Here is a 25,389-nt window from a genome sequence, read left to right as displayed (position 1 = left end):
GCACCCGCCCCCCGCCCCCTCGCGCGGCCCGCCCCCCCAACACCCAACACCCTCACACCAAAATAAACCACCCCCGCCCCCCCCCAGCGCCGCCCCGGCCCCCCCCCCCCGTACGGGTCAGCGGACGTCAGTCGCCGTCGTCGTTGTCCTCGTTGTTGTTACCGCCGCCGTTGTTTCCGGGGCCGCCGTTGTTGTTGCCCGGGCCGTTGTTGTTCCCGCCGCCGTTCCCGTTGCCGACCTGCTGGCAGGCCGGGAGGTCCGGGAACTGCTGGCAGAGCAACTGGGTGGCGGGGTCCACCTCGGGTTCCGGCGGCTTCACGCCGTTACCCATCGCGTCGGGGTTGCCGCCTTCGATCCGCTGCGGGAACTTCTCGACGTCCCAGTCGAGCTCCTCGGTAACGGTATTGATGAACTCTTTCCAGATGTCGGCCGGCGTGCCGGAACCGAACATGTCCTTGCCGTTGTCCTTGAGCTCGACCTTGTTCTTCGCGCCACCGACCCAGACGGTCGCCGCCAGCTGCGGGATACCACCGACGTACCAGGTGTCGCCGTTGCCGGCGCGGCCCTTGTCGTCGTCGTACTCCCAGGTGCCACTCTTGGAGACCGCGTCCCGGCCGTTGCGCAGGGTGTTGCCCTGGTCGCCCGGGATCTTGCCCATCACGCCGAGCAGGTCGGAGGTCTGCGCGGCCGGGAAGACCTGCTTACCGTCGACCTTCGCCGACTTCCACGGCAGGTACTTGCCGGTGTTCGGGTCGAGCCGCTTGATCGACTTGATGAAGTGGACGTCCTGCCGGACGCCGCCGTTGAGGATGGTGGCGACGCCTGCCGCGTGCTCCAGCGGCAGCACCCGGAACTGCCCGAACGCGACCTCGTTCGAGAAGTTGGACTTCCAGTTCGACTCCTTGGTCTTGGTCAGGTCGACCATCTTGCCGTCGTTGGTCCACATGTGCTCGACGCCGGCGGCCTTGGCGGCCGCGATGACCTTCTCGTGCCCGATGGTGTCGGCGATCCAGTAGAACGGGAAGTTGTACGACTTGATCGTCGCCCGCTCCAGGTCGCAGTACTCGATCTTGCCGCCACAGAGAGTCGACTCCTCCGCACCGGCATTGCTGATCCTGTCGCGGCCCTCAGGCTTCAGCTTGCCGTTCCAGATCGACTTGAAGGAGAGATCCTTCTGGAGGCCGGCCATCAGGGTGTAGATCTTGAACGTCGAGCCCGGCGACTGGCCGCCCCAGTCCACGATCCCCGAGCCGTCACCGGCCATGTAGCCGCCGTAGTCCGTGCCGTTGGGGTCGTCACCGCCGTAGTAGCCGAGCACCGCGCCGGTCTTCGGGTCGATACCGATCACCGCGGCCTGGTAACTGGCCGGCTTGCCGTTCATCGGCGACGTCTTGCTCTTGCGCGAGCCCGCGGCCTCGGCGGCCTTCTGCACCTTCGGGTTGATCGTCGTGGTGATCTGCAGACCACCCTTTTTCAGATCATCCTCGGTGACACCGAGTTTGCGCAGCTCGTAGTCGACGTGCCGCATGATCATGCCGACCGGCTTGCCCTCAGCGCAGGTCTTGCACTTGCTGCTCGCAGCCTTGGCCTTCGGGTAGGCGCGCTTGTCGTACACCTCCTGGGAGATCCACTTCATCTCCAGCATGTTCTTCATGGTGTACTCCCAGCGCTGCTGGGCGTCGGCCGGGTTCACCGTGGGGTCGTAGCCACGGTGCGTCGACGTCGCGTACGGCTGCTTGATGATCGAGGCGATCACCGCGGCCTCGTAGGCGTTGATCTCCTTCTTGCCACTGCTACCGCCCGTGACCGCCGACTTGTTGAAGTAGCCCTGAGCCGCCGCCTCGACGCCGAGCCGGCCCTGTCCGAGGTCGATGTAGTTCAGGTACAGACCCATGATCTGGTCTTTGTCGTACTTCGACTCGAGCTTGCGGGCGATCACGGCCTCGCGCAGCTTCCGGCTGTAGCTGATCTCCTTGAGATCGGCCACGTGCCGGGCGTACTGCTGGGTGATCGTGGAGGCGCCCTGCTTGTCGCCGCCGGTGAAGTTGTTCCACGCGGCGCGGGCGATGCCCTTCATGTCGATGCCGCTGTGGTTGTAGAAGTTCTTGTCCTCAGCCGCGGCGACGGCATACGCCATCGTCTTGCTGATGTTCTGGTACGGGATGTTGATACGCGGCTCGCCCTGGGTGTCGAGCACCTGGTTCGCGGAGTTGTAGATGACGTTCATCTGGTCCTCCGCCTTGGGCGTGGGCAGATCGACGTCATCGAAGAAGTAGGTGCCGCCGACGATGCCGACGCCCAGCATGATGACCAGCACCGCAGCCGCGGCGGTCAGGATGTTGGCGCGCCGGTATTTCTTGTCGGCCTTGCTGCGGCCCTTGCCTCCACCGCTGAGGCCGCCACCGCCCGGACCACCGGGACCGCCTGGTCCACCCGGTCCCCCTGGCCCGCCGCCTCCCGGTGGCACCGGCCGGACCGCCGCGCGGGCCACGGAGGCCCGCCCACCGGCGGCCGAGGCGGCGCCGACCGAGGCGGCACCCACCGAGGCGCGCCCCGGGGACGCGGCCCCCACCGATGCCCGGCCTGCTGAAGCGCCGCCCACCGACGCACGCCCACCGGCGGCGGCCACCGAAGCCGATCCCGCGGGACGCCGGTACGCGTCCGGCGCGGGCCGGCCCAGGCTTGGCTCGTCGTCAGGCGTGGAAGCAGCGGACGGCCCGGGCACTCGGGCCCGGGCTCGTGCGGACTGCGGATCGCCGTACGCGTTCATTTCTTCACACCTACCGGTCGCGGGGGCGCGGCCGGTCGACCCGGATGGGCCTTCCCGACGGTGCGCCACGAGCGGGCGTTTTCGGCTACGAACCACGCAGCCGCTTTGTCAAATGACCGAAATGACCAATAACGGCGCTGGCTACCCGCATCGGTCACAATCCTGTACACGTTAGCGATCTCTAACCGGTTCATCGGCGCCCCTCCCCGTGATGTGACACCCGACCCGTTTGCCCGGGGTCGACAGAACCGGAGGAGGCAAGGCCGTCGCGGCCGAGAACGTAGCGTTCGATCAGGTGGTTCCAGGCGCACGAGCGGCAGACCTCCACCACGAAGACCTGGAACTCACGGAGCGTCATCGCCAGCACCGGCAACTCGGCCAGTTTCCGGGCCTGGCCGGCGGACTGTTTGAGCTCCTCGCCATACACGTAATGCACCAGCGTGAGGTTGTCCCGGCGGCAGATCGGACAGCGCTCATCGGTCGGCTCGCCGTGGTACGTCGCCGCGTTTCTCAAGTAAGGAGACGCGTCACAGACCTCAAGCGTGCCGATTCGCCCGTTCCGAACGTCACGCAGTACTGCCCGCCTTTGTAGCGAGTAGTCGACGACCTGCCGCTGCGTGCGCATGGCGAAGAGAGTACGCGGTCACCGCGAACCCGGCGACAGTCATCACGGAGAGTGGCGTGGCGACTCCGGAGCATGTCCGAGTTGCGCACTGCGGCGGGCCGATCTACGGTTGCGATGTATCGGGCCGATACATCGGGACATGCTTCACTCGGACGCTCAAGGGGAGGGCCGGTGCTGGAACTGGCGATCCTCGGCCTCCTGCAGGAGGCTCCGATGCATGGGTACGAGCTCCGTAAGGAACTCGCCACCAAACTCGGCACTCTGCGGGCCGCCATCAGTTACGGGACGCTTTACCCGACGTTGAAGCGGCTGAAGCTGGCTGGTTGGATCAGCGAAGCCGAGACCAGCAGCGACATCATTCCCCCGATGACCAGCAAACGGGGCCGCGTTGTCTACAAGATCACGGCCGAGGGCAAGGAGCGGTTCGCCGACCTGCTGACCCAGACCGGTCCGGAGACTTATGACGACGCCGGCTTCGGGGTGCACTTCACCTTCTTCTCGCGCACCGACCGGGCCACCCGCCTTCGCATCCTGGAGGGCCGCCGCCGCCGGGTCGAGGAGCGCCGGGAGGGCCTGCGTGAGGTTCTGGCCCGTGCCGCCGATCGCCTCGACGCCTACACGCTCGAGCTTCAGCGCCACGGTCTGGACGCCTGCGAGCGCGAGGTCCGCTGGCTGGAAGAACTGATCACCAACGAACGCTCCGGTCGCACCCCCGCTTTCCGCAATCGCGCGGAAATCACCCCTGAACCACCGCGTCCGCAATCGGACCGGCCGTGATGAACAACAAGGAGGCAAACGCGATGGGCTCCGTCCGCGTCGCCATCGTCGGTGTGGGTAACTGCGCCTCGTCCCTCGTGCAGGGCGTGGAGTACTACAAGAACGCCGACCCCAACGACCGCGTCCCGGGTCTCATGCACGTGACCTTCGGCGACTATCACGTATCCGACGTGAAGTTCGTCGCGGCGTTCGATGTGGACGCCAAGAAGGTCGGCATGGATCTCAGCGAAGCGATCGTCGCCAGCGAGAACAACACGATCAAGCTGACCGACGTGCCGCCGAGCGGCGTCACCGTCCAGCGTGGACCGACCTTCGACGGTCTCGGCACCTACTACCGCGAGATCATCGAGGAGTCGACGGCTGACGTCGTCGACGTCGCGCAGGCTCTGCGGGACGCCGAGGTCGACGTGGTCGTCTCCTACCTCCCGGTGGGCTCCGAGGAGGCCGACAAGTTCTACGCCCAGGCCGCGATCGACGCCGGTTGCGCCTTCGTGAACGCGCTGCCGGTCTTCATCGCCTCCGACCCGGAGTGGGCGCAGAAGTTCACCGACGCCGGCCTGCCGATCGTCGGCGACGACATCAAGAGCCAGGTCGGTGCCACGATCGTGCACCGCGCGCTGGCCAAGCTGTTCGAAGACCGTGGCGTCGAGCTGCTGCGCACGTACCAGCTGAACTTCGGCGGCAACATGGACTTCATGAACATGCTGGAGCGCAACCGCCTGGTCTCCAAGAAGATCTCGAAGACCCAGTCGGTGACCTCCCAGATCCCGCACGAGATGGTCAAGAGCGACGTGCACATCGGCCCGTCGGACCACGTGCCGTGGCTGGACGACCGCAAGTGGGCCTACATCCGCCTGGAGGGCCGCTCCTTCGGTGACACCCCGCTCAACGCCGAGCTCAAGCTCGAGGTGTGGGACTCCCCGAACTCGGCCGGTGTGATCATCGACGCCGTCCGCGCGGCGAAGATCGCCAAGGACCGCGGCATCGGTGGCCCGATCCTGTCGGCCTCGTCCTACTTCATGAAGTCCCCGCCGGTGCAGTACAGCGACCACGACGCCCACGCGGCCGTCGAGGCGTTCATCCGCGGCGACATCGAGCGCTGACGCTCAAGATCTGAGCAGGCTCAAGCCTGAGCACGAAAGGCCGGCCCACCACGTGGGCCGGCCTTTCTCACAACCCCACATGGGTACGGCCGGAGCACCCGTCTGGTTCATCCCCAGGCCCTGGTGAGCGCGATCCGTGCCTCCAGCTCCAACAGTTGGCGCTTGCGGTCGAGGCCACCGCCGAAGCCGACCATCTTGCCGCCGGCGCCGACCACCCGATGACACGGCACGATGACCGGGATCGGGTTGTGGTTGCACGCCGTCCCCACCGCTCGCGCCGCCCCCGGATCACCCAGGGCCGTGGCGATCGCCCCATAGGTGATCATCTCGCCATAGGGGATCTTCGCGATCTCGCCCCACACCGCCCGCTCGAACTCCGACCCGCCCCGCAGGTCGAACGGCACGGTGAAGTCGGTCAGCTCACCCGCGAAATACGCACGCAACTGCTCCGCGGCCGCATGGTCGGCCGCCGGTGAACGCACAGCAGCGCCGAAGCGCACACCCACCACGACGTCGCCCTCGACAGCAACGCCGAGCGGCCCGATCGGTGACTCGACGACGAACACCCCTCAATACTGCGCCAGGGGTACGACAACTTTCGAAGCCCATGCAAGAAACTGGATGCCCCGCGCGTCTTACCCGCGGAGGTGACCGGTGAAGGAGTCACTCGAAGCGGAGTTCACCGCTTTCGTCGCGGCCCGGGGGCAGACACTGCTCCGGATCGCGCATGCCTTGACGGGGAGCCGGGAAGCCGCGGAGGACCTGGTGCAGGGTGCGCTGGCCAAGGCGTACGCCCGCTGGCCGCGGATCCACAGCGACGCCGAGGCGTACGTGAAACGGATCATCTACAACGACCGCGTGTCGATCTGGCGCCGCACCGGGCGTGCCGAGGTCTCGATGGCCGAGGTGCCGGAACGGGCCCACACCGGCCGGCACGACCACGACGTGGCTGAGCGGCTGGCGGTCCAGCAGGCCCTGCTCGCGCTCCCCGCCCGCCAGCGCGCCGTGCTGGTGATGCGCTATCTCGAGGACCGCTCGGTGGAGGAGACCGCCGAGGCGCTCGGGTGCCGCCCCGGAACCGTGGCGAGCCAGGCCTCCCGGGCTCTCGCCAAGCTGCGCGAGCTGACCGCGGGCGCCAACCGGCCGATGGAGGGAGCACGATGACCGAGCTGGAGAGGACTGTGCGTGCTGCCGTGAACGATCTCGCCCAGCAGGCCCCGCCGGCGCTCGACCTGGCCACCGCGGCCCGGGTTCGCGGCCGCCGGATCCGGCGCCGGCGGCAGGCGCTCGTCGGTCTCGCCGCGGCCGTGCTGGTGGGCACCGTGATCACCCCGTACGCGGTGCTGAACGACCGCCGGAGCGCCCCGGAGCCGGCCCTGGTCACGACACCGCCGCCGGCCCCGTCCGTCGAGCCCGCGACGACCGTGCCGTACGTCCGGGCCGGCGGTGTGAAGTGGTGGAAGAGCCCGATCGAGCTGCCCGGTGACCTCGCCGTCACCTCGGTGTCCCGCCGGGGCGTGGTGATGGATGAGAACGGGCAGGACGTGCCCGCCGCGGCGACCTTCAAGGAAGGCAACGTGGTGCTGGACCGCGACGCCGGTCGTTACCGGGTCCTGCCGAGCGGCTACCAGCATTTCGAGGCCGCACCGACCGGCCGGTACGTCCTGGTCGAGAACGAGGCGGCCAAGGTCGGTATCGCCGATGCCAGCACCGGCCGGGTCCGCATGCTCGACCACGGCTCGGGCGGCGGCGTGCAGTGGTCGCCGGACGGCAAGACCCTGCTGCTGACCCTCAACGCGGGTGGCTTCCGCCTGATCGACGCGGCCACCGCCACCCGGCGCGACCACAGCATCCCGGAGAGCAACGCGCTCTGCCCGGACTTCTGCTCCTTCACCTGGCTGCCGAACGGCAAGGAGGTCGCCCTGGCCCAGCGGGATCCCGCGGTGCCGCAGTCGGAGGACCGGCCGGACACGGTGCGCTCCATCAAGATCTACTCCGTGGACACCGGGCAGCTGGTGCGCGAGATCCCGGTGCCGGGCGTGCCGGTGGGTTCGACGGCCTGGTCACCGGACGGCCGGTACGTACTGCTGCGACCCGACGCATCGGAGCCGAACGGCACCCGGATCGCCGAGGTGGAAACCGGCCGCATCGTCGGCACGATCCCCGGTGAGCCGCGCGTCTACGTGCACGAGTCGAACCAGATCTTCACCATCGACGGCATCCAGGTGGGCCTCTACAACGTCAGCGGGCGGCTTCAGGCACGCATCGCCCTGCCCGACGACTTCGCCCGCCGCGAGGCCTTCATCGGCCGGCGTTAGGAGATGTGCCCCTGCTCGCGGGCCCACTTGAAGAGTTCCGCCTCGGCCTCGTCGCGGTCCAGCGGCCCGCGGTCGAGGCGGAGTTCCTTCAGGAACCGCCACGCCTGCCCGACGATCGGGCCGGGCGGCACCCCGAGCAGTTCCATGATCGCGTTGCCGTCCAGGTCGGGGCGGACCTTGGCCAGGTCTTCCTCGGCCGCGATCCGGGCGATCCGCTCCTCCAGCGCGTCGTAGTCGGCGGCCAGCTGGGCGGCCTTGCGCCGGTTGCGGGTGGTGACGTCGGAGCGGGTCAGCTTGTGCAGCCGGGACAGCAGCGGGCCGGCGTCGGTGACGTAACGGCGCACCGCCGAATCGGTCCACTCGCCCCGCCCGTACCCATAGAAACGCAGGTGGAGGGCGACCAGCCCGACCACCTCGGAGATGGTGTCCTTGGGGTACTTGAGCGCCTTCATCCGCTGCTTGGTGAGCCGGGCGCCGACCACCTCGTGGTGATGGAAGCTGACCCGGCCGTCCCGGCCGACCGCCTTGGTGGCCGGCTTGCCGATGTCGTGCATGAGCGAGGCCATCCGCAGGATGAAGTCGGGGCCCTCGTCGCCCTCGAGCCGCATCGCGTTCTGCACCACGATCAGCGTGTGCTCGTAGACGTCCTTGTGCTGGGCGTGCTCGTCGATCTCCAGCTTGAGCCCGGAGATCTCCGGCAGGAACCGGTCGGCGAGACCGGTGTCGACCAGCAGGCGCAGCCCGGCGATCGGGTCGGCGCCGATCATCAGCTTGGTGAACTCGTCGCGGATCCGCTCCGCGGTGATCCGGTCCAGATCTTCCGCCATGTCCCGCATCGCGGAGACGACCGCCGGATCCACAGTGAACTGCAGCTTCGCCGCGAACCGGGCCGCGCGCAACATCCGAAGTGGATCATCACCGAAGGAGACCTGCGGCGCCGAGGGCGTGCGGATCACGCGTGCCGCCAGATCCTGCAGACCGCCGAACGGGTCGGTGAACTCGTGCTCGGGCACCGACACGGCCATCGCGTTGATCGTGAAGTCGCGCCGGGAGAGGTCCTCCAGCAGCGAGGTGCCGTAGGAGACCACTGGATTGCGCGTCACCCCGTCGTAGGCCTCCGCCCGGAACGTGGTGATCTCGATCCGCAGGCCGTTCTTCTGGATGCCGATCGTGCCGAACTCACGCCCGGTCTCCCAGACCGCGTCGGCCCAGCCGTTCACCACGGCGAGCGTCTGCTCCGGGTGGGCGTCGGTGCAGAAGTCGAGGTCGTCGCCGAGGCTGCCGAGCAGCGCGTCCCGGACCGAACCGCCGACCAGGTGCAACTCGTGACCTGCGGTGGCGAACCGGCGACCGAGCTCGTCGGCGACGGGAGAGACGCGGAGCAGCTCGGCTACCGCTTTCTGCTGGGCGGTGTTGAGAACAGACATGGGATGACCAGCCTATCTGCCTTTAGTCCGGTCACAGGGCGGAGGGTGGGGTGGTTGGATGGCTGCCTTTAGTCCGGTCACAGGGCGGAGGGTGTGGTGGTTGGATGGCCGCAGTGGTGGTCGAGCCCGGCGGCGGGCAGGATGACAGGGTGCCGCTTCCCGAGGTGCTGCAACGTCTGATCCAGGAGCCCGAGTTCTGGACCGGCCGGCTCAGCCCGACCGACGACCTCCCGTCCCAGCTCCGCGTGTCGTTTCCGGTGGTGAACGGTTACGGGCTGGTGCTCGACATCGACTTTCCCTCGGGCGAGCGAACCCTCGGGCTGCGCTGTCCCGCCTCCAGCGAGCCGGTCCAGCTCGGCTGGGCGCCGGCCGAGGGGCCGTACCCGGCCGCACTGCGGTGGTGGGAGCTTGAGTCCTGCGCACGGGTGATCGCGCTGGCCGATCCGACCCTGCCGCACCCGGGACTGGTGGTCGCTCTGCTGTCCCCGTTCGCCCCGGCCACCGCGGAGGACGACGGGACCGCGATCGCGGCGGTGCGCGAGGCGGCGTACCGGTCGTTGCGCCGGGAGGTGCCGGCCGCCGTTCCGGCCGGGCCGGAGCAGGCGCCGCTGCCGCTCTTCACCGGTGAGCAGTGGTGGCCGGCGCCCCCGGCGCCGTCGCCGCAGGTTCTCGACGAGGCCGCGATCGCGGCCCTGAGCGCGCCGGCCACGGCGGCTCTCGCGGTCCGGTGGGACAAGCGTTTCCCGCACGAGCAGGTGGCCGATCTGGTCAGCCGGGCGGCGGCTCAGCTGCGCCACCTGCCCGACGAGCAGTGGTACGCGCAGACGCGCTCACTGGCTCGCCGGATCGCGGACTCCGGTGACCTGGTCTCGGTGCCGGCTCTGCTCGGGGCGCTGACCGAGGCAGGATGCGACCATCCGACGGTTTTGGATGCGCTGAGTGAGCCTCTGGTGCCTCTGGAGGCATGCTGGATGGTGGAAACCCTGGCCGGAGCCGAGCCCGGCACCCTCCTGCGTCACCAACTGTGACCTTCCCCCTTATGGTGGATCGGACATCGGCACGCGTGGAGGAGGCTCGGGTGAACGGCGGCCTGTACCGCAGCACGCACGCGGCGCCGGATGGTCGACCGCCGGCCGAGGACGGCGTCACCGTCGTCTCGGTCGACGCCCAGATTCCCGGCGGTGACCAGGCGCTGCCGCCGGAGGAGGTGCCGGCCGGCAAGAGTGACGGCGGCACCACCGGGCAGAGCGCGATCATGGCGGCCGGCAGCCTGGTGAGCCGGGTGATCGGCTTCGTCCGCAACGCGCTGATCGGCATGGCTCTCGGCGCCGGCGTCGGCGACGCCTACACCAGCGCGCAGTTCCTGCCGGGCCAGATCTACGAGTTGCTGCTCGGCGGCATCCTCTCCAGCGTCCTGATCCCGCTGCTGGTCCGCCGCCGCAAGGCCGACGCGGACAACGGCCAGGAGTTCACCCAGAAGCTGCTCACCTTCGCGGTCACCTCGCTCGGCATCGCAACGCTGCTGGTGGTCGCGGCGGCCCCGGTGATCACCGCGATCCAGGCCAGCGACAAGAACACCGACGCGTACCGCGACCTGGTCACCAACTTCGCCTACCTGATCCTGCCGATCATCTTCTTCACCGGGCTCTCCGCGCTGATCGGCGCGGTGCTCAACGTGCGCGGGCACTTCGCGGCCCCGATGTGGGCGCCGATCCTCAACAACCTGGTGATCATCGCGACCTGCGGGGTGTTCCTGCTGGTCTTCGGCACCGACGAGAACCTCAGCCCGGAGACCGTCACCGCCGCCCAGATCGCCCTGATCGGCGGCGGCACCCTGCTCGGCATCATCGTGCAGTCGATCGGTCTGCTGCCGGCCCTGCGCAAGGTCGGCTTCCGGTGGAAGTGGCGCTGGGACCCGCGCGCGCTCGGCCTGCGCGAGATCGGCAGCCTGGCCGGCTGGATGCTGCTCTACGTGGCGGCCAACCAGGTCGCCGTCTTCGTGGTGGTCCGCCTCCTGAACGAGGTGGCCGGCAAGGGCAGCGCCAGCGTGCTGGCCTTCAACAACGTCTACCTGCTGACCATGATGGCGCACGGGATCATCGGGGTGTCGGTGATGACCGCGCTGCTGCCGAAGATGAGCGCGGCCGCCTCCGAGGGCCGTTACGACGAGGTCAGCGCCGACCTGAGCCGCGGCATCACGCTCACCTCCGCGGCGCTCGCCCCGATCGCGGTGCTCTATGCGGTGCTCGGCGCGCCGATCGCGGTCATGCTGTTCCAGGGCGGCAACTACAGCAACGACGCGGCGCTCGACACTGGCACGGTGCTGACCGTGGCCGCGTTCGCAGTGCTTCCGCTCTCGATCAGCTACCTCTGCACCTATGCCTTCTACTCCCTGCAGGGCAACCGGACGGTCGCACTGATCAACCTGCCGGTGGTGGCGGTCCGGATCGCGGCGTACTTCGTGCTCGCCGCGGTGCTGGACGAGTCACTGTCGGCGGCCGGCATGACCGCGGCCAACGCCCTGTCGTACCTGATCTCCGCGTTGATCTCGCTCGCCGTGCTGCGGCGCCGGATCGGAAGGCTGAATCTCGGCACCGTCGCGGTGTCGCTGATCAAGGTGGCGGTCGCCGCCGCGATCGCGGCCGGCCTGGGTTATCTGGTGCTGAAGCTGCTGCCCGGCACCGGCCGGCCGGACGGCCGGCCCGAGGCGCTGGTGCAGCTGGTCGTCGGCGGCGCGGTGGTCCTGATCGCCTATCTGGGCGCGGCGCTCGCCCTGCGGATCCGGGAGATCAGCCAGGTGGTCGGGATGGTACGCCGCAAACTCGGGCGCTGACCGGCCAGAAGCCCGTCCCGATCCGGCAAAACCTGACCGAATTGCAGGCGTTTAACCGGTTTCGTCCGCGCGGACACCGATGCCGCGCCGGGGGGACGACCTGCCAGACCCTGGCTTGGTGCGGGTATGGTCGGTGTCGGCATGTGCTTAGGAGCACCTTGTCCTGAGCTCCGAGGAATGCACCACCGAGGGAGGACTGGTGACCCAGGTCGGCGAAGGCCACGAGACCGCGGCCGACGAGGCCGGACCGGTCTTGACCTTCGGTGCGCCCACCGTCGGTGAGATTCTGGCCGAGCGTTACCAGCTGGAAGAGCACGTCAACAACGACAGTGCCGGCCGGCAGGTCTGGCGCGGCATCGACGTGGTGCTGCGCCGCCCCGTCGCCGTGGTGCTCCGGCATCCCGGTGGCAGCTCGGCGACCGAGATGCTCCAGGCCGCGGTCGCCGCGAGCCGGGTCATCCACCCCAACCTGGTCGGCGTCTACGACGCGATCGACGAGGAGGAGCGGGCCTACGTGGTCCGCGAGTGGGTGGACGGCGAGTCGCTGCGCGACATGATCGGCGCCGAGGGCCCACTGGACCCGGCCCGCGCCATCGCCATCGCGCACGCCGTGGCCGACGCCCTGACCTCGGTGCACGCCACCGGCATGGTGCACGGCAACGTCCATCCCGGCAGCACCCTGATCGCCGACGACGGCCGGGTGGTGCTGGCCGACGCCCGGGCCGACTCGGCCGACACCGTCGAGACCGACATCCGCGCCGTCGGCGGCGTCCTCTATTTCGCGCTCACCGGCCACTGGCCGCACGCCGAGGTCGGCCGCTCCGCGCTGCCCGACGCCAACCGGGACAGCACCGGCAACCCGGCCGCCCCGCGGCAGGTCCGCGCCGGCATCCCGGCCTACCTCGACGATCTGACCATGGACCTGCTCGACCGGCGGGTGGCCGCGCCGGCCGCCGACGCGCTCACCGCCGAGCTGGGCCGGCTGGACGCCGCCGCCGAGGACGAGGAGTTCGAGGACGTCGGCCCGCTGCGGTTCGTGCAGAACCCGTCGGCCGCGGGCGACCAGATCCGCAGCACCCCCAAGATCCTCTTCGGGGTCGGCGCGCTGGTGCTGATCGCGATCATCGGCCTGGTCTTCGGCATTCGCGCGATCAGCAACTCCACCCAGCCGAACACGCAGGCCACGGCACCGGTCGACGCCGCGGCCGGGCAGGGCCAGCCGGGCGGCGACACGCAGACGCCGGCACCCGAGCCGACGAAGGTCGCGCTCGACTCCGACATGGTCCGGATCGTCGACCCGCCCCGGGGTGACCGCCTCGACTCCGACCAGGCGCCGAAGACGGTGGACGGCGACCTGGAGACCGGGTGGGAGACCTCGAAATACAACACGTCGAACTTCGGCAAGCTCAAGGACGGCATGGGTGTCCTGATCAAGCTGAACTCCCCGAGTTCGCTGTCGGAGATCCGCGTCGCGACCTCGGCGCCCGGCGTGACGATGGACGTGCGCGTCGGCAGCAGCGACCCCGGCGACAGCTCGAACGGTGACAAGCAGCTGCTCAAGGACTTCAAGCGCCTCGACGAGGGCGACCTGGGCAAGAGCACCGGCACCAACTGGGCGTTCTCCGGTTTCGACCCGAACCAGAAATACCAGTACGTTCTGCTGTTCATCACCGGCCTGCCGAAGGCCGACGACGGCGACCGTTACAAGATCACTGTTAACGAGATCGAGCTGTACGGATACTGATCCGTGCCCGGCCCGTCGCCGGCGTGGACTACATTGCTGGCGTGACTTTCCGGGACGTTTCAGCCGGCGCGCCCGGCGCGGGGCAATCCGTGCCGAGCGACGCCGACCTGATCCGTGCCCACGTCGACGGTGACCCGGAGGCCTTCGCCGAGCTGGTCCGCCGGCACCGCGACCGGCTCTGGGCGGTCGCCCTGCGCACCGTGGGCGACCGCGAGGAAGCGGCCGACGCGGTGCAGGACGCGCTGCTCAACGCCCATCGCAACGCCGCCCGGTTCCGTGGCGAGTCGGCGGTGACCACCTGGCTGCACCGGATCGTGGTGAACGCCTGCCTGGACCGGATCCGCCGCCGGCAGGCCCACCCGACCGTGCCGCTGCCCGACGGGACCCACTCCGAGGACCGCCCGGCCGGGCCGGAGCCGCCCGCCCACGCGCCCGACCACGACACCGTGCTGGTGGTGCGGGAGGCCCTGGCCGCCCTGCCGGTCGAGCAGCGGGCCGCGATCGTGCTGGTGGACGTGCAGGGATATCCGGTGGCCGAGGCCGCCGAGATGCTCGGTGTGGCCGAGGGGACGGTGAAGAGCCGCTGCGCGCGGGGCCGCGCCCGGATGGCTCTGACGCTCGGGTTCCTGCGGGGTGCCGCAGACCACTCCGGGAACCGTGCGGGTCCGGGGAACGTCCCATCCGAGTCGGCAGCGGTCGGTCCGCTGCCCAACGGACGCGATCGGAGGGATCAGCGGTGACGGGCGCCGAGTTCGAGGGGGTCGACCTCGATCTGCTCGCCGACTACATCGGCGGCGCCCTGCTCGGCACCCCCGACGAGGAGCGGGTGGCCGCGCTGGTCGCCGACGATCCGGCCTGGCGCTCGGCCTACGACGAACTGGCCCCGGCGCTGGCCGCGGTCGGCACCACACTGCTGGACCTGCCACCGGAGCCGATGCCGGCCGAGCTCGCCGACCGGCTGGACACGATGTTCCGGACCACCGCCCCCGCCGCTGCCGGGGAGTCCGCTGAGGCCGTACCAGCCAGGGTTTTGGATCTGGAGGAGCACCGGCGCGATCGCGCGCCGCGTGCCGGTGGCCGGCGCGCGCCGCGCTGGGTCAAGCCGGTCGCCGTGGCGGCCGGCGTGCTCGCTTTCGCCGGGTTCGGCCTGCGCCAGATCACCGCTGAAACGACGGCCGACAGCGCACAGTCGACCGGGGCGGGCGGGGCGGCCTTCAACGCCGAGGCGGCGCCGATGATCGCGTCGCCGCCCGAGCAGATCCTGCACAGTGACACTGATTACCGCGGGCCCTCGCTGGGAAAATCAGCTCGGGAGACGGTCGAACAACCGCACACCGTCGCCGACTCCGGTGCCTCCGGGGCGAAGATCGCCGGTGGTGGCCTGGAGCGGTTGCTCGCGTCCGACGTGCTGCTCTCCTGCCTCGAGGTGATCGCGCGGGAGAACGCCGGCGGACCGTTGTCGGTGCTGTTCGTCGACTACGCCCGCTACGAGGGGGCACCGGCGCTGATCGTGCAGTTCACCGCGGCCAACGGCGGCTGGATCTGGGCGGTCGGCCCGGAGTGCGGCGCGTCCGGGGCGGGCGCCGCGGCCCTGACCAAAGTCCCGGTACGCTGACCGCACCCCCGGGCGTGAGGTCGGACACGAGCAGGTCCGGGGGAATGGTGGATACCAGCATGACGTTCTAGCGTGCAGTGTCGCCGACCTTTCCGTGCGGCGAAAACAGACTGAGGAGTCGGCAGTGGACGAAGTCCGCAATCTGATCATCATCGGTTCCGGACCGTCCGGATACACGGCGGCGTTGTATGCGGCTCGCGCGAACCTGAAGCCACTGGTGATCGAGGGCGTCCAGTCCGGCGGTGCGCTGATGACCACCACCGAGGTGGAGAACTTCCCCGGTCACCGGGACGGCATCATGGGTCCCGAGCTGATGGACAACATGCGGGCCCAGGCCGAGCGGTTCGGCGCCGAGTTCCTCACCGACGACGTCACCCGGGTCGAGCTGACCGACAAGCCGACCGAGGCCGGCACCGAGGGCCTCAAGACCGTCTGGGTCGGCGAGCAGGAGTTCTTCGCCCGCGCCGTGATCCTGGCGACCGGCTCCGCGTGGCGCCCGATCGGTGTGCCCGGCGAGCAGGAACTTCTCGGTCACGGTGTCTCCTCGTGTGCCACCTGTGACGGGTTCTTCTTCCGCAACCAGCACATCGTGGTGGTCGGCGGCGGCGACTCGGCGATGGAGGAGGCGACCTTCCTCACCCGCTTCGCCGAGACGGTGACGATCGTGCACCGGCGCGACACGTTCCGGGCCAGCAAGGTCATGCAGAAGCGGGCCCTGGACAACCCGAAGATCAAGGTCGAGTGGAACTCGGTGGTCGAGGAGATCCTGGGTGACGACGGCAAGGTCGTCGGGGTCCGCATCAAGAACGTGCAGTCCGGCGAGACCAAGGTTCTCGACGTCACCGGGGTGTTCGTGGCGATCGGTCACGACCCGCGCAGTGAGCTCTTCAAGGGCCAGATCGAGCTGGACGACGAGGGCTATGTGAAGGTCCAGCACCCCAGCACCCGGACCAACGTCCAGGGGGTGTTCGCCGCGGGTGACCTGGTCGACCACACGTACCGGCAGGCCATCACCGCTTCCGGCACCGGCTGTGCCGCGGCGCTGGACGCCGAGCGCTTCATCGCTTCATTCGTAGAGCTGTAAGACCGGGAGGGTCCTCGTGAAGGTCGTCACCGACAAGACGTTCGCCACCGACGTGCTGCAGTCCGACAAGCCAGTGCTGGTGGACTTCTGGGCCGAGTGGTGCGTGCCCTGCAAGAAGGTCGACCCGCTGCTCGCCGAGATCGCCGACTCGGACCTGGGCTCGCAGGTGGAGATCGTCAAAGTCAACATCGACGAGAACCCGCAGACGGCACTCGCCTACCAGGTGATGTCAGTGCCCACGCTGGCCATCTTCAAGGGTGGCGAGCGGGTCAACTCCGTCGCCGGCGCCAAGCCGAAGAGTTTCCTGGTCAACTTCATCGAATCGGCGCTCTGACAAACCGTCGAACTACGCCCCGCGCCCATTACGGGACGCGGGGCGTAGTCTTCGGAAGGTCGTTTTTTCTCGCCCCTAGGGAGTCTTGAGTGCGGTCCATCCGACGCGGAGACACCGGCCCCGCTGTTTCCGAGATCCGGTCGATCCTGGCCGGCTTGGAGTTGCTGGCCGACGCCGAGCCGGACGCCTTCGACGAGGCGGTGGAAACCGCCGTCCGCGCCTTCCAGCAGAGTCGCGGGCTGAGCGTCGACGGCATGGTCGGCGACGAGACGTGGGGCGCGCTGGACGCCGCCCGCTGGCGGCTCGGCTCCCGGACCCTGTTCCACTCGGTGCCCGACGCCCTGGTCGGTGAGGACGTGCGGGCGCTGCAGGAGCGCCTGCTGGAGATGGGTTACGACACCGGCCGCCCGGACGCCATCTACGGCGCCCGCACCGCCCGCGCGGTGGCCCAGTTCCAGCGCGAGGTGGGCCTGGCCCCCGACGGCTCGTGCGGGCCCCAGACCATGAAGGCACTGCGCCGGCTGGGCCGCAAGGTGGTCGGCGGCCGCCCGCAGTGGCTGCGCGAGGCCGAGGCGTTCCGGCAGTCCGGGCCCAACCTGGTCGGCAAGACCATCGTCATCGACCCCGGCCACGGCGGCGGTGACGACACCGGTGTGGTGGTGCCCGACGGCCCGCTCCGGTGGAACGAGGCGGACCTGGTGTTCGACCTGGCCGCCCGGCTGGAGGGCCGGCTCGCCGCGGCCGGGATGCGCGTGCACCTGACCCGTGGGCCGTCGCCGGCCGCCTCGATGAGCGGCGCCGACCGGGCCGCGCTCGCCAACAGCCTCGGCGCCGACCTGCTCATCTCCCTGCACCTCGACGGGCACTCCAGCACGGCCGCCGAGGGTGTGGCGACCTATCACTACGGCACCGGCAACGGGCTGAGCTCCACCGTCGGCGAGCGCCTGGCCAACCTGGTGCAGCGCGAGATCGTGGTGCGCACCGGCATGCACGACTGCCGCACCCACGCCAAGACCTGGGACCTGCTCCGGCTCACCCGGATGCCGACGGTGCGGGTCGACCTGGGCTACCTGACCTCGCCGGTCGACCGTGAGCGTCTGGTCGACCCGCTGTTCCGTGAGCAGATCGTCGAGGCGATCCTGGCCGCGGTGCAGCGGATGTACTTCCCGGTCGAGCGGGACGTGCCGACCGGGTCCATCGACGTGCGGCAGCTGCGGATGGCGCTGGCCGACCGGTCCTGAGTCAGTTGTCGACCGACCTGGTCGCGGTCACCGGGCGGACCGGGCGCAGCAGCGTCTCCGGGCTCATCGAGCCGAGCAGCTTCTCCAGCGCGTACTCGACATCGGACTTCCAAGACAGCGCGGTCCGCAACTCCAGCCGCAGCCGCGGGTAACGCGGGTGCGGCCGGATCGTCTTGAAGCCGACCGACAGGAAGAAGTCGACCGGGGCGACACAGGTGCCGGCGCGCTCGTCATCGTCGTCGGCCTCGCCGGCCTTGGCGTCACCGAACGCCTCGATCGCCTTGATGCCGCGCTTGGTGAGGTCCCGGGCGACGCCCTGCACCAGCATCCGGCCCAGCCCGCCGCCGACGAACGCCGGAACCACCTTGGCCGTCGTCAGCAGGGCGGCGTCGGCGCTCACCGGGGACGTCGGGAAGGCCATCGACCGCGGGACGTAGGCGGGCGGCGCGAACATCACGAAACCGGCCGGCATGCCGTCCACATACGCCAACTTGCCGCAGGAACCCCACTCCAGGAGCGTCTGGGAGACCCAGGCCTCCTTCTCCAGGCCGGGGTCGCCGGTGGCGCACGCGCGCTCGGCGGAGACCGGATCAAGCTCCCAGTAGACACACTGACGACAGGGCCGGGGCAGGTCCTCGAGAGTGTCGAGGGTGAGATTGACCAGGCGTCGCGACATGGCGGACCCCTTGCGCAGGACACGAATGAACACGTATCGAAGCACGGTCGCCATCACATGCTTCGCCGCGCCCCCGCCGAATCCTACGTCGGAATCGCCATGAACGGGAGCAGGTCGGGCAACAGCCGGATGGGACGGTCGGGGCCGGTGGTGCTTTTTCCGTCTACGATCGATGGCGTCTCGACCGACGATTGAGCGAGGTGAGAGCCGGATGACCGGTACTACGCAGGACGATTACACCGATCGGTATGCGCGGCGAGTGCGCGGGATGACCACATCCGAGATCCGGGCACTGTTCGCCGTGGCGAGCCGCCCCGAGGTGGTGTCGCTGGCCGGCGGCTCGCCCTACATCGCGGCGCTGCCCCTGGACGCGGTCGGCGAGATGCTCGACCGCCTGGCCGCCGAGCAGGGCGCCACCAGCCTGCAGTACGGCATCGGCCAGGGCACGATCGACCTGCGCGAACGCATCTGCGAGGTGATGACCCTCTCCGGAATCACCAACGCCTCACCAGACGACGTGGTGGTCACCGTCGGTGGACAGCAGGCCCTGGACCTGCTCGCCCGGCTGTTCCTCGACCCGGGCGACGTGGTGCTCGCCGAGGGGCCGACCTATGTCGGCGCACTCGGCGTGTTCCAGGCCGCCCAGGCACAGGTGCAGCACGTGGCAATGGACGACGAAGGGCTGATCCCGGCAGCACTCGAGGAGGCCATCGCGGCCACCGCGCGGGCCGGCCGCCGGGCCAAGTTCCTCTATACCATCCCCACGTTCCAGAACCCGGCCGGTGTCACCCTGTCGGAGCCGCGCCGCGAGCAGATCCTCGACATCTGCGAGCGCGCCGGGCTGCTGGTCATCGAGGACGACCCGTACGGAATGCTGTCCTTCGAGGGTGAGGCCCCGCTGCCGCTGCGGGCCCGCCGGCGCGACGGCGTGTTCTACGTCAGCACGTTCTCCAAGACGTTCGCGCCGGGCCTGCGGGTCGGCTGGATCCTGGCGCCGCACGCGGTGCGGGAGAAACTGGTCATGATGAGCGAGGCGAACGTGCTGTGCCCCAGCGCGTTCGCGCAGGGCGCGGTCACGCAATATCTGACGGCGATGCCGTGGCGCGAGCAGATCAAGGTCTATCAGGAGATCTACCGGGAGCGCCGGGACGCCCTGCTGTCCGCGCTGCACGACCTGATGCCGGCCGGCACCACGTGGACCCGCCCGACCGGCGGCCTCTTCGTCTGGGCCACCCTGCCCGAGGGCCTCGACTCGAAAGCGATGATGCCGCGGGCCATCGCCGCCCGCGTCGCCTACGTGCCCGGAACGGGCTTCTACGCCGACGGGACCGGCCGGGGGAACATGCGGCTCAACTTCTCCTTCTCGACCCCGGAGCGACTTCGTGAGGGCGTGCGGCGCCTGTCCGGGGTGATGGAGCAGGAGTTGGCGATGCGCGCCGTCTTCGGCGGCTCCGCCGCCCTCAGCCACCACCGCCGTCGTGGCCCGGCCGCTGCCGACGCTCCCGGCCCCGACTTGGCATGATCACACCCATGGGTACGCGTGACGACATTCGTGTTCTGGTGCTCGCCGGTGGGCTCTCCTACGAGCGGGACGTATCGCTGCGATCCGGCCGCCGGGTCCTCGACGCGCTGCGTTCGGCGGGCCTGACCGCGGAGCAGCACGACGCGGACGTCTCGCTGCTGCCGGCATTACAGGCCGACCCACCGGATGCGGTGGTGATCGCCCTGCACGGCGCCACCGGTGAGGACGGGTCGTTGCGGGGCGTGCTCGACCTGTGCGGCATTCCCTATGTGGGTGCGGACGCGCGCACGGCCCGGCTCGCCTGGGACAAGCCTTCGGCGAAATCGATGCTGCGCGAGGCCGGGATCCCCACGCCGGACTGGGTGGCGCTGCCGCACGACCGGTTCTCTGAACTCGGCGCGGTGGCGGTGCTGGACCGGATCGTCGACCGGCTCGGCCTGCCGTTGATGGTGAAACCCGCCCAGGGCGGGTCGGGCCTGGGCGCCGCGGTGGTCCGGGACGCCGCGGACCTGCCGGCGGCGATGGTGGGCTGTTTCGCGTACGACTCCACCGCGCTCGTGGAGCAGTATGTGACCGGCACCAACGTGGCCGTGTCGATCATCGACCTGGGGACCGGGCCGCAGGCGCTGCCGATAGTCGAGATCGTTCCCCGGGACGGGGTGTATGACTATGCGGCCCGGTATACGGCTGGCCTGACCACGTGGCATGTGCCGGCCCGGCTCGAGCCGTCGGTGGCGGCTCGGGTGTCGGAGACGGCCTTGGCAGCGTTCAAGGCGCTGGGCCTGCGCGACCTGTCCCGGATCGACGTGATCGTCGGGGAGGGCGGGGAGCCGCAGGTGCTGGGGTGCAATGTGTCGCCGGGGTTGACGGAGACGTCGTTGTTGCCGCTCGCGGTGCAGGCGGCCGGGGTTGATCTGGGCGCGATGTTGAGCGCGTTGGTGGAGCGGGCGGTGGCTCGCCGGGGGGCGTGACGGGGTCTGCTCTTGGTTGAGGGTCCGGTGCGGTGAGCATCGGGCCCTCTTCGCTTGTTCCAGCGGATCCCTTGGGTTCGGTGCTCCGGTTTCTGAAGCGTTCGGCTGGCGGGTTCTTCTTCACAGCCAGACGGGCCATTTCCTGTTGGCTCATCTCTGCCCGGTTCGCCGTCCGGGCTTTGCGACACCCCTGCCCCGCATGCAATCCCGCCGGGCCTCCTCGCCTTCTAGCGAGTCGCAAGGCCCTTCCCGGTCAGCTGATTCCTATTGGCGGGTGCCATCAGGAAGTTTTCGCGCGAGTATCCGCTTTGCGGGCGCATGCCGACTCACGTCGATTTCGGTCAGCCGGCTCTCAGTGCTACTCAAGCGCGAGTAGACAGCCCTGCCCGCCAGCCGGCTCCTCCGGTTTGGTCAGCCGGCTTCAGTGCTACTCAAGCGCGTATAGACAGCCCTGCCCGCCAGCCGGTTCCTCCGGCTGCACCGGGAGGTCGCCTTAGCAGATGCGAACCGACACTGACCGCCAGCCAGCGCGCCCGGCTGCGAATGAGAGTTGTCTCGGTTGCCCCCAGACGACACTGACCGTCAGCCGGTCCGCTCGGCCGGTTGTGAGAGTTGCCTCGGCCGGTCTGAGACGACGCTGACGGTCAGCCGAGCGGTTCCACCATTAACCCGACACTCCCGCTCCCGCGGGCCGGCGTTACATCAAACTTCCTGATCAGTGATGGGGATCAAGGGCTGGAGCCAGGGTCTTCAATGCTGTGGCTGGGAGCGCTCGAGTTACACCGTTCCCGGTGTCCGTCTGCCAGCTTCATTCCGATGCCCGGCGCCTTTAGCGGCCTCCACTCGGCAGTCTTCGGTGCCTTGAGCGCACTCCGTTCCCGGTCTCCGGCGCCTTTAGCGGGCTCCGTTCCCGGTCTCCGGCGGCTCTAGCGGGCTCCGTTCCCGGTCCTCGGTGCCCTGGCCGGCTCCATCCGGTCCCTGGTGCGCTTGGCCGGCTCCATCCGCTCCCCATCCCCTTAGCCGCCTCCATCCGGTCCCCGGTGTGCCTATGGCGGGCTCCATCCGGTCCCATCCCCTTAGCCGGCTCCATCCGGTCCCCGGTGTGCCTATGGCGGGCTCCATCCGCTCCCCATCCCCTTAGTCGCCTCCATCCGGTCCCCGGTGTGCCTATGGCGGGCTCCATGCCGGCCCACCCTCCACTTCGGTGAGATTGGGCCTGCGGCCGGTGTGTGTCGGGCTGTGCCGCGCTCGACACACGTACCCGAGCTGGGATTGCGTTCCGGGGTGCCGCGAGTTCAGGCGCACCGGCAACAACGCGTCTTGCGGGACGTCGAGCCGATCGGCCCAGTCCCACCGGCAGACTCGGTTGCTGTTTGGCGGGTCAGCGTGGGGTCGGTGGCGCTGCTGCGGTGGGCGTCTGCGGGGTGCTAGTGGGGTTGCCACTGGCCGGGGCGGGGACGTCGGTGAAGTGGTTGAGGTGGTGCTGCAAGCCGTGCTGGGCTTCCGGCTCGGGCGTCGGCGCCGCTTCGCTACTGGCGGCAGGGGAACCGGGAGTGGGGGTGGATGGGGGCGCTTCGGTAGCCCGTACGGGATGGGCCTGGGGGTTTGGAGCGTCCGGCGATGTGGCCGGGTGGGTGGGCTGATGAGTGGGCGCCTGGGTGGGGGTTTTGGGGTTGTGGGGTTCCGCCGCGGGCGCTTCGGTTGGTTTGGGCGGCCTCGCGGTGGGGCTGGATTCGACGTCGCTGAGCGTGGCCGGGCGGCGGGTTTCGTCGGGCTCGGTGTCCGTGGTGGGTGTGGTGGGGACGGTGAAGGTTGCCGGGGATTCCCACTCGATGTGGGCGGGCTCGGCGTTGGCCTTGCCGCCGAAATCGGCTAGCCAGGCGGCTACAAGGGCGAGGTTTTCCCGCCACTTCGCCTCGGGGATGACGGGGAGGATGTCGTCCCAGAGCGAGAGGAACGTGCCGCGCAGCTGCAGCCGGCCGTAGGGGCGGGCGAGGAACCACATGTGCAGGTGGGCGGAGCCGTCACCCCATCGGTTGACGTGGACTCGGGCGACGCCGTCCAGCGAGCGGATCGCGCGCTCCAGCCGGACGGTCATGACGCCGAGTTCGGCGGCCAGGAGGTTCGGCAGGTCGCCCAGGTCGAGGTGCGAACGGCACTCCAGGATCAAGACCATCGGGAGGCCGGTCGGTCGGTCCATCGCCCGCACTCGCCAGCGTTCGCTGACCCAGATGTACGCGTCGTCAGGGGTTCCGCAGGCCACGCAGTCGGCGGCATCCTCGCCGCTGCGGGGCGGCTCCACTTCCACTGGCGGGGCGAGGCGCTTGACTCGCATGTCGCCTTCGAAGGGGAACGACGGCCAGCGGGTGAAGTCAGGGAGGGGGGCGGTGTTCTCAGACACGACGTGACCTTAGCCCAGGTCAGGAGGGGCTGTCCCGGGTCAATTTCGCACTACGGAGGGACGGTGGTGTGCTGGGTTGTGCGCGTGCTGGATGTCGACGGAGATGAGCGTGTTGCGCTCCCCACACTCTTCCCGAAGTTATCCACAGAAGTTATCCACAGGCTCGGCTGTTTCACGTGAAACGCGACGTAGAACGCTTGCGCGCCCTGTGGATAGAGCGGTGGACGGGCGTGAGCGCATCGGCGGCGTTTCACGTGAAACGGGGGTGGGGTGGTGGTCAACAGGTGGAGTGCACAGGGTGTGGATAGTGGTGGTGGCGCATGTCTGGGTGGCTGCCACGGGCGGGGCGGTCGTGGGGTGGATTTCGGGGCTGCGGGTGTCGGTCGTCGATGAGTTGCGGTCGTCTGGTGGGCGGCGGGTCTCGGGTGAAAGACCAGCAGGCTTCTATGGAGTGGTTGGCGCACTTCTATGGCTTTGACGGTTGTGCTGTCCGGAGCCGGCGTGTTTGCGGAGCGAACGAGATACAGCCTTGGCTCTGTAGTGGGTTCGGTTTCCCGGCACCTCCAAGTCAGTGAGTTCGTTGGGACGGCTCTGGACTGGACTCGGGATCTCTATGCCGCGGGCCGGTGGTCAGCTGGTGCGTCGATCGGTCAGCGGTTCGGTAGAGGCGGGTCCGCGGTGGCGGGAGCTTGATCGTCAGTAAGCCGGGTCAGTGGGCCAGGTCTGCCGATGATTAGGCAGCGAGCGGGGTCCGCCGAATGAGCCGAGTTCGGCCGGTTCGCTGAGGTCCCTTTGGCGGATTTGAACCATCGACGTGCTGAGGCCGGCGGGTGGCTCAGGGCTATGGGTGTGCGGAGCCCATTCGGTAGCTCGGGGCCATCGGTGCGCTGAGAGCGTGGTGAGCTGCCGCCGGTGGGCAGCCGCCGGTGGGCTGAGGCCGGTGGGTTGAGGCCGGTGGGCTGAGGCCGGTGGGCTGAGGCCGCCAACGCGCTCGGCCTTCCGCAGACTGAGGCCGTTCGCAGATTAGGCCATCCGCAGAGTGAGGCCGTTCGCGGATTAGGCGATCCGCAGACTGCGGCTGTCACGGACTGAAGCCGCTCAGGCACTTGGCAGTCGGTGGTCCGCCCGCACTTAGCCCGGCTAGCGAGAGAGGGAACCACCCGAAGGCCGCTGCTTCCGAGCCCAGAGTTCTACCGCCATCGCCGACAGCCCCTTCGCTCTCGCAGAGCTGTGACGACTATGGCCTGTCCCGCCTGCGTTGCCGCGCCGCGGATCGCCAACCCGTTTCCTCGCAAGGAAAGCATGACAGCACATGGGGACCTGCGATCCAAGGCGCTGCAATGACGGGCCCGTGGTGGAACTGAGAACGGGTACCTACACGGGGCCGGATTCTCGTTGCCGGCTTTAACCGAGCCGAGGCGACCTGTGCGTCGATACAGAGGGCCGCATGAGACGGGAGATGGTTGTGGCACTCGCGGGATGGCGTAGGGAGCGACTCCGGCAGATGACTGAAGGCCGGATGGATGCGCGGGTCGGGCGCCCAGGGCAATCGAAGTTGTGCCCGTCGTTCGGATGCAGGGCAATGCCGGCACCTCCTTGAAGCGCACCCAAGCCATCCGCCGTTGCGGGCTCGTGTTTCACGTGAAACCCAACAGGGTAGTGGAGGCGGTTCAGCTCTTCCGTGAACAGGCGATCGCCGTCCAGCTCCCCAAAGACTCTTGCTGCCCTGACCGCCACGGCAAATTTCGCCACGCCTCAACACCGCCGTCCGCCGCCGTTTCACGTGAAACGGGGTCAGTGACCCAGATCACAGCGGTGCGGGAAGGCCAACATTGCTCTTGAAAGGCTCCGGGCTCCGGGCTCCGGGCTCCGGGCTCCGGGCTCCGGGCTCCGGGCTCCGGGCTCCGGGCTCCGGGCTCCGGGCTCCGGGCTCCGGGCTCCGGGCTCC

At 69.2% G+C, this 25,389-nt stretch carries 20 protein-coding genes; 14 read left to right on the top strand and 6 right to left on the bottom strand.

Going from position 1 to position 25,389, the window contains the following annotated elements; all coding sequences use genetic code 11:
* Positions 1-127: 127 nt before the first annotated feature.
* Together AB0F81_RS31235 and AB0F81_RS31230 are read right to left on the bottom strand one after the other, a co-directional pair.
* Positions 128-2,542: a transglycosylase domain-containing protein gene (locus AB0F81_RS31235; protein ID WP_360203009.1), complete on the bottom strand. Its 2,415-nt coding sequence runs from the start codon at positions 2,540-2,542 to the stop codon at positions 128-130.
* A gap of 418 nt (positions 2,543-2,960) precedes the next feature.
* Positions 2,961-3,395 carry a DUF5318 domain-containing protein gene (locus AB0F81_RS31230; RefSeq protein WP_360203008.1) on the bottom strand — a complete coding sequence of 145 codons (435 nt, stop codon included), beginning with the start codon at positions 3,393-3,395 and terminating at the stop codon, positions 2,961-2,963.
* Positions 3,396-3,566: 171 nt separating this feature from the next.
* On the opposite strand from AB0F81_RS31230, the gene AB0F81_RS31225 reads away from it, so the two are divergent.
* Positions 3,567-4,172 (top strand): PadR family transcriptional regulator, encoded by a 606-nt coding sequence (locus AB0F81_RS31225; protein WP_360203006.1) that lies wholly within the window; start codon positions 3,567-3,569, stop codon positions 4,170-4,172.
* Positions 4,173-4,195: 23 nt separating this feature from the next.
* A complete protein-coding gene (locus AB0F81_RS31220; protein WP_360203005.1) occupies positions 4,196-5,275 on the top strand; it encodes an inositol-3-phosphate synthase in 1,080 nt (359 codons plus the stop codon).
* A 107-nt stretch (positions 5,276-5,382) separates the two neighbouring features.
* Here the strand turns inward: AB0F81_RS31220 and AB0F81_RS31215 are convergent, their stop codons facing one another.
* Positions 5,383-5,841: a methylated-DNA--[protein]-cysteine S-methyltransferase gene (locus AB0F81_RS31215; RefSeq protein ID WP_360203003.1), complete on the bottom strand. Its 459-nt coding sequence runs from the start codon at positions 5,839-5,841 to the stop codon at positions 5,383-5,385.
* A gap of 88 nt (positions 5,842-5,929) precedes the next feature.
* Here AB0F81_RS31215 and AB0F81_RS31210 point away from each other — a divergent pair, with 88 nt between their 5' ends.
* Together AB0F81_RS31210 and AB0F81_RS31205 are read left to right on the top strand one after the other, a co-directional pair.
* On the top strand, positions 5,930-6,439 hold the full coding sequence (locus AB0F81_RS31210) for a SigE family RNA polymerase sigma factor (protein ID WP_360203002.1): 510 nt from the start codon (positions 5,930-5,932) through the stop codon (positions 6,437-6,439).
* Positions 6,436-7,593: a hypothetical protein gene (locus AB0F81_RS31205; RefSeq protein ID WP_360203000.1), complete on the top strand. Its 1,158-nt coding sequence runs from the start codon at positions 6,436-6,438 to the stop codon at positions 7,591-7,593. The genes AB0F81_RS31210 and AB0F81_RS31205 overlap by 4 nt, the downstream gene beginning before the upstream one ends.
* Here AB0F81_RS31205 and AB0F81_RS31200 read toward each other — a convergent pair.
* A complete protein-coding gene (locus tag AB0F81_RS31200; protein WP_360202998.1) occupies positions 7,590-9,020 on the bottom strand; it encodes a CCA tRNA nucleotidyltransferase in 1,431 nt (476 codons plus the stop codon). The two genes, AB0F81_RS31205 and AB0F81_RS31200, sit on opposite strands and share 4 nt — an antisense overlap.
* Before the next feature lie 104 nt (positions 9,021-9,124).
* On the opposite strand from AB0F81_RS31200, the gene AB0F81_RS31195 reads away from it, so the two are divergent.
* From AB0F81_RS31195 to AB0F81_RS31160, 8 genes are all read left to right on the top strand, one after another.
* The gene (locus AB0F81_RS31195; RefSeq protein ID WP_360202997.1) at positions 9,125-10,048 is read left to right on the top strand and encodes a hypothetical protein; all 924 of its coding nucleotides are present in this window, start codon (positions 9,125-9,127) and stop codon (positions 10,046-10,048) included.
* Between the two features lie 50 nt (positions 10,049-10,098).
* A complete protein-coding gene (gene murJ, locus AB0F81_RS31190; RefSeq protein WP_360202995.1) occupies positions 10,099-11,853 on the top strand; it encodes a murein biosynthesis integral membrane protein MurJ in 1,755 nt (584 codons plus the stop codon).
* A 199-nt stretch (positions 11,854-12,052) separates the two neighbouring features.
* On the top strand, positions 12,053-13,597 hold the full coding sequence (locus tag AB0F81_RS31185; RefSeq protein ID WP_360202993.1) for a protein kinase family protein: 1,545 nt from the start codon (positions 12,053-12,055) through the stop codon (positions 13,595-13,597).
* A gap of 41 nt (positions 13,598-13,638) precedes the next feature.
* Positions 13,639-14,337: an RNA polymerase sigma factor SigM gene (gene sigM / locus AB0F81_RS31180; RefSeq protein ID WP_360202991.1), complete on the top strand. Its 699-nt coding sequence runs from the start codon at positions 13,639-13,641 to the stop codon at positions 14,335-14,337.
* Positions 14,334-15,212 (top strand): hypothetical protein, encoded by an 879-nt coding sequence (locus AB0F81_RS31175; protein ID WP_360202989.1) that lies wholly within the window; start codon positions 14,334-14,336, stop codon positions 15,210-15,212. The genes sigM and AB0F81_RS31175 overlap by 4 nt, the downstream gene beginning before the upstream one ends.
* 124 nt (positions 15,213-15,336) lie before the next feature.
* On the top strand, positions 15,337-16,296 hold the full coding sequence (trxB, locus tag AB0F81_RS31170; RefSeq protein WP_360202987.1) for a thioredoxin-disulfide reductase: 960 nt from the start codon (positions 15,337-15,339) through the stop codon (positions 16,294-16,296).
* A gap of 16 nt (positions 16,297-16,312) precedes the next feature.
* Positions 16,313-16,630, top strand: coding sequence for a thioredoxin (trxA, locus tag AB0F81_RS31165; RefSeq protein ID WP_360202985.1), 318 nt, complete (start codon positions 16,313-16,315; stop codon positions 16,628-16,630).
* An 89-nt stretch (positions 16,631-16,719) separates the two neighbouring features.
* A complete protein-coding gene (locus tag AB0F81_RS31160) occupies positions 16,720-17,871 on the top strand; it encodes an N-acetylmuramoyl-L-alanine amidase (protein WP_360202984.1) in 1,152 nt (383 codons plus the stop codon).
* Position 17,872: 1 nt separating this feature from the next.
* Here AB0F81_RS31160 and AB0F81_RS31155 read toward each other — a convergent pair whose 3' ends face one another.
* Positions 17,873-18,547: a GNAT family N-acetyltransferase gene (locus AB0F81_RS31155; RefSeq protein WP_360202982.1), complete on the bottom strand. Its 675-nt coding sequence runs from the start codon at positions 18,545-18,547 to the stop codon at positions 17,873-17,875.
* A gap of 211 nt (positions 18,548-18,758) precedes the next feature.
* Between AB0F81_RS31155 and AB0F81_RS31150 the strand changes: the two genes are divergently transcribed.
* On the top strand, positions 18,759-20,069 hold the full coding sequence (locus AB0F81_RS31150; protein WP_360202981.1) for a PLP-dependent aminotransferase family protein: 1,311 nt from the start codon (positions 18,759-18,761) through the stop codon (positions 20,067-20,069).
* The gene (locus tag AB0F81_RS31145) at positions 20,066-21,040 is read left to right on the top strand and encodes a D-alanine--D-alanine ligase (protein ID WP_360202979.1); all 975 of its coding nucleotides are present in this window, start codon (positions 20,066-20,068) and stop codon (positions 21,038-21,040) included. The genes AB0F81_RS31150 and AB0F81_RS31145 overlap by 4 nt, the downstream gene beginning before the upstream one ends.
* A gap of 1,381 nt (positions 21,041-22,421) precedes the next feature.
* On the opposite strand, the gene AB0F81_RS31140 is transcribed toward AB0F81_RS31145, so the two are convergent.
* Positions 22,422-23,375 carry a hypothetical protein gene (locus AB0F81_RS31140; RefSeq protein ID WP_360203026.1) on the bottom strand — a complete coding sequence of 318 codons (954 nt, stop codon included), beginning with the start codon at positions 23,373-23,375 and terminating at the stop codon, positions 22,422-22,424.
* Positions 23,376-25,389: the final 2,014 nt, after the last annotated feature.

This window comes from Actinoplanes sp. NPDC024001, from assembly GCF_040638955.1.
Taxonomy (GTDB): domain Bacteria; phylum Actinomycetota; class Actinomycetes; order Mycobacteriales; family Micromonosporaceae; genus Actinoplanes.
This window is presented reverse-complemented; position numbering and strand designations above follow the sequence as displayed.